This window comes from Sciscionella sediminilitoris (genome assembly GCF_000737195.2).
In the GTDB taxonomy this organism is placed as follows: Bacteria; Actinomycetota; Actinomycetes; order Mycobacteriales; family Pseudonocardiaceae; genus Sciscionella; species Sciscionella sediminilitoris.
Genome location: NZ_JALM01000046.1, coordinates 40,577 through 45,287, shown reverse-complemented (window position 1 = coordinate 45,287; position 4,711 = coordinate 40,577). Strand labels below are relative to the sequence as shown.

At 68.4% G+C, this 4,711-nt stretch carries 5 protein-coding genes; 1 reads left to right on the top strand and 4 read right to left on the bottom strand.

Annotation, left to right across the window (positions count from 1 at the left end; all coding sequences use genetic code 11):
- Positions 1-852: Lrp/AsnC family transcriptional regulator (locus tag AD72_RS20050; protein WP_051898808.1), on the top strand; the 852-nt coding region annotated here is incomplete at its 5' end.
- On the opposite strand, the gene AD72_RS20045 is transcribed toward AD72_RS20050, so the two are convergent.
- From AD72_RS20045 to AD72_RS20030, 4 genes are read right to left on the bottom strand one after another with little or no spacing between them, the layout of a single operon-like run.
- Positions 840-1,703: a 3-hydroxybutyryl-CoA dehydrogenase gene (locus AD72_RS20045; RefSeq protein ID WP_031468066.1), complete on the bottom strand. Its 864-nt coding sequence runs from the start codon at positions 1,701-1,703 to the stop codon at positions 840-842. The two genes, AD72_RS20050 and AD72_RS20045, sit on opposite strands and share 13 nt — an antisense overlap.
- Before the next feature lie 25 nt (positions 1,704-1,728).
- Entirely contained in the window at positions 1,729-2,592 is an 864-nt protein-coding gene (locus AD72_RS20040; RefSeq protein WP_031468065.1) for an MOSC domain-containing protein, read from the bottom strand.
- Positions 2,593-2,599: 7 nt separating this feature from the next.
- Positions 2,600-4,015 carry an adenylosuccinate lyase gene (gene purB / locus AD72_RS20035; RefSeq protein WP_031468064.1) on the bottom strand — a complete coding sequence of 472 codons (1,416 nt, stop codon included), beginning with the start codon at positions 4,013-4,015 and terminating at the stop codon, positions 2,600-2,602.
- Between the two features lie 17 nt (positions 4,016-4,032).
- Positions 4,033-4,674 carry a TetR/AcrR family transcriptional regulator gene (locus tag AD72_RS20030; RefSeq protein ID WP_031468063.1) on the bottom strand — a complete coding sequence of 214 codons (642 nt, stop codon included), beginning with the start codon at positions 4,672-4,674 and terminating at the stop codon, positions 4,033-4,035.
- Positions 4,675-4,711 lie beyond the last annotated feature (37 nt).

Genomic DNA, 4,711 nt, shown 5'->3' with positions numbered 1-4,711 from the left:
GCCGGGCTGCGGGTGATCGGCATGCCGTTCCCGGACCGGGCCGGGCTCACCCAGTGGATGATCCGGCTGACCGTGGCACCGGCGAACGCGCGCCCGCTCGCCGAATCACTGGTGCGCCGCGGCGACACCCAGTGGGTCAAGCTGACCTCCGGAGGCACCGAGATCTTCGCGATCGTCAACGCCGCACCCGAGGCGGACACGGCCCGCGCGATGCTGCTGCACGACATCCCGCGCACCACGAGCGTCACCGCGGTGAGCGCGCACTGCATGCTGCACATGTACCTCGGCGGGCCGACCACCTGGGGCGGATTCACCAGGATGCTCAGCGAAGACCAGCAGCGCGCACTCGCCGAGCCCGAACCCGAGCCCGCCGCCGAACCGGGCACCGCGCGCCCGCTGGAGGAATCGGACAACGCCCTGCTGGCCGCGCTGCAGCGGGATGGGCGGGCCAGCTATGTCGAGCTCGCCGAGGCCACCGGCTGGTCCCAGGCGACCGTGGCGCGCAGGCTCACCGAACTCCGCGCCGACCGCGCGGTGTACTTCGACCTGGAGATCGACGACGCGCTGTTCGGGGTGCGCACCGAGGCGCTGCTGTGGCTGGCCGTGGATCCGGCGCGATTGGACACCGTGGCCCGCGCCATGGCCACGCACACCGAACTCGCCAGCGTGATCGCGACGACCGGGCCGACGAACCTGATGGCCACCGCACTGTGCGCGGGCCCGGCGGAACTGCACGACTACCTGATCAACCGGGTCGGCGCGCTGGACGGAATCCGCACCCTGGAAACGGCACCGGTGCTGCGCAACCTCAAGGCAGCCAGCCCGGTGCCGAAACAGGGTCAGCTCGCGTAGTCGTAGAAACCGCGCCCGGATTTCTTCCCGAGCAGCCCGGCGTCGACCATCCGGGAAAGCAGCGGGGGCGGGGAGTAGAGCGGCTCCTTGAATTCCGCGTACATGGATTCGGCTACGGCCTTCGTGGTGTCCAGCCCGATCAGATCGGTGAGCGCGAGCGGGCCCATCGGATGCGAACAGCCCTGCACCATTCCGTTGTCGATATCGTCCGCAGAGGCGAATCCGGATTCGAACATCCGGATCGCCGAGAGCAGGTAGGGAATCAGCAGCGCGTTCACCACGAACCCGGCGCGGTCCTGCGAACGGACCACGATCTTGCCGAGTGTTTCCGAGGCGAACGCGGAGGCGCGCTGCGCGGTTTCCTCCCCGGTGAGCAGCGAGGGAATGAGCTCGACGAGTTTGAGCACCGGAACCGGGTTGAAGAAGTGCACCCCGATGACCTGGGCGGGACGGGTGGTCGCCATACCGAGTTTCATGATCGGAATGGAGGAGGTGTTCGAGGCGAAAATGGCGTCCTTGTCCTGGACGACCTTGTCCAGTTCGGCGAATACCTCGACCTTGGCCTGTTCGTCCTCGACGACCGCCTCGACCACGAACTGCCGGTCGGCGAAATCGGCGAAATCGGTGGTGTACCGGATCCTGGCCAGCGTCTCATCGCGCGTGGCCGCCTCGAGCTTGCCGCGGCGCACCGCCCGCTCGAGGGACTGCTCGATGCGTTCCCGGCCGGCCGCCAGCGCGGGCGCGGACTGCTCGGCCACCAGCACATCGAGCCCGGCGCGCGCACTGACCTCGGCGATCCCCGAGCCCATCAGCCCGGCACCGACCACTCCGACTCGTTCGATATTCGTCATGGGGGCGAGGATACCCGCGTACGGCTCAGGGAAGGGCCGCTGTGAAGCCCTCCGGCAACCAGTCATCCACGGTGACCTCGTCGTCCACGCAGAGTTTCCCCGTGCGGACGACGGCGAGCTTGACCCCGAAGCTCACCCCGCCGCGCAGTTCGGGTTCCTTGCGGTACGTGGCAAGGGTTTTCGTCGGTTCCGGACCACTGCGGCCACCGGTCGACTGCTCCACGGTCGGCACCGCGCAGCGGATCGCCCGCACCGAGTGGGCGAACTCGCAGCCGCCCATGCGCATGCTGCGCGCCCGGTCCTCCCGGTGCGGCGCACCGAAACCGTCCAGCACGATATTGGGCCGGAACCGGTTCATCGGAACGGGTTCGCCCTCGTTCTCAGTGATCCGCCGGTTCAGTTCGGCGAGCGAATCGGTGCTGCAGGCCAGAATCGCGTGCGCATCGGCGAACCCGACCTTGCCCGGGGTATCGCCCCAGCCCGGCCGGTCCAGGTCCGCGGGGGTGCGCACCAGACGGCACTCGCGCCCGATCCGTTCGCCGAACCAGGCGGCGGCTTCCTCGCCCTGATCGATGCCCTCGCCGAACCAGCGGTTGAACAGGCTCACCGGCCGCCGCGATCCGGTGTAGCGAATCGGGATCTCCAGCGGATCGGCGTCCGGAGCGCTGACCTGGAGCCGGTCGCCGAGCAGCCGGGGAACGAGTACCGCGAGCCCGGTGACCTTGCGCTGACTCAGAAACGAGCCGTCCGGTTCGACGAGCATGAACCGCCGGTCCTCGGCGAGACCTTCGGTGCGCACCTCTGCGGTGTCGAGCTGTTCCGCGGCGCAGCCCTTCACGATGTACCGGTACAGCCCGGAAATCCGCGCGCTGCTGTGTTGTTCGGTCATCGCAAGCTCACAGGATCGGCGCCGGCCGGTACGCGGCCGCCTCCGGGTGCTGCTTCACGATCTCCTCCACACCGTCCACAATGGACTGAACCTGGCGGGCAGCGAGCCCGGTGAACGCGAGCCGATCGGCGAACAGTTCCTCGATCTCATGCTGTGCCAAGGGAATCCGTTCATCGGCCGCGAGCCGTTCGGTGAGATCGTTGCGCTCCTGGCCCTGTTCGCGCATGGCGAGCGCGACCGCGACCGCGTGCTCCTTGATCGCCTCGTGCGCGGTTTCCCGGCCGACCCCGGCGCGCACCGAGGCCATCAGCACCTTCGTGGTCGCCAGGAAGGGGAAGTACCGGTCCAGTTCGCGGCCGATCACCGCCGGGTAGGCACCGAACTCCTCGAGCACGGTCAGGAAGGTCTCCAGCAGGCCGTCGAAGGCGAAGAACGCGTCCGGCAGCGCCACCCTGCGCACCACCGAACAGGAGACATCCCCTTCGTTCCAGGTGTCCCCGGACAGTTCCCCGGTCATGGCAACGTATCCGCGCAACACCACCATCAGCCCGTTGACCCGCTCACAGGACCGGGTGTTCATCTTGTGCGGCATGGCCGAGGATCCGACCTGCCCCTTCTGGAATCCCTCGGTGGCCAGCTCGTGCCCGGCCATCAGCCGGATCGTCTTCGCCAGGCTCGACGGCGCCGCGGCGAGCTGGGCCAGCGCGGAGACCACCTCGAAATCCAGTGAGCGCGGGTACACCTGGCCGACGCTGGTGAGGACTTCCGAAAACCCCAGATGCCCGGCGATCCGGCGCTCGAGCTCGGCCACGTTCTCCTCGTCACCGAGCAGATCGAGCATGTCCTGGGTGGTGCCGACCGGGCCCTTCACCCCGCGCAGCGGATAGCGCGCCAGCAGCTCGGTGAGCCTGCGGTAGCCGGTGAGCAGTTCATCGGCCGCGGTGGCGAACCGCTTGCCGAGCGTGGTCGCCTGCGCCGCGACATTGTGCGAGCGGCCGACCAGCACCAGCTCCCCGTGCTCCGCGGCCAGCCCGGCCAGCCTGCCGAGGACCGCGATCACCTTGTCCCGCACCAGTTCCAGGCTGCGGCGGACCTGGAGCTGCTCCACGTTCTCGGTGAGATCCCGTGAAGTCATGCCCTTGTGCACGTGCTCATGCCCGGCGAGCGCGTTGAACTCCTCGATGCGTGCCTTCACATCGTGACGGGTGACCCGTTCCCGCGCGGCGATCGAGTCCAGATCGATCCGGTCCCGTACCCGCTCGTAGTCGGCGAGCACCCCGTCCGGAACGGCGACCCCGAGCTCGGACTGCGCGCGCAGCACCGCCAGCCACAGTTCCCGTTCGAGCAACACCTTGTGCTCAGCCGACCACACCGTGGTCATCTCGTTCGAGGCATACCGGTTCGCCAGCACATTCGCGATCACGACTATTGACCCTAACCTCAGGCCCGCAGCTCGGCGAGCAGTGCCTGCGCAGCCGCATCGCGCGGATTCGGGTCCACCTGGATCAGCGCGTTGACCACCGTGCCGTCCACCAGTGCCACCAGCCTGGCCACCGCGGCCCGGTCGGTGGCGTATCCGCAGCGGCTGAGCACATCCAGGAGCAGGGCGTCCATCTGCTCACCCATTTCGCGCATCAGCGGGCGGAGGAACTGACGGCGACCGGTGGCCACCAGCCGTTCGTAGCGGGACAGCACCGCCTCGTAGTCGGCCTCCACGCTCGGCTGCCGGTGCCCGAGCAGATGATCGAGCAACACCTGGACCGTGGCCTCGACCGTGCGCTCCTCCTCGGGCACATCCCGCCACTGACGCTCACTGCGATCCAGTTCCGTCCGGCTCTGATGCTCGACGGCCGCAGTGATCAGATCGTCAAGCGAGTCGAAGTAGTACGTGGTCGAGGCGAGCGGCAACCCGGCGCGCTCGGCCACCGCACGATGCCGGACCGCGCTGAAGCCGCCCTCCACGAGTAGCGCCGAAGCCGCCTCGATCAGCTGCTGCCGCCTCCGCTCACCCTTCGGAGTACTCGCCGCCCCTGACTCTCGGTGCTCACTGTCCCGCTGCCCCGACTCATTCTGCCCAGACATGATGCTCCCATCGTGCCACGGGTGCTTGTGCGTGGTT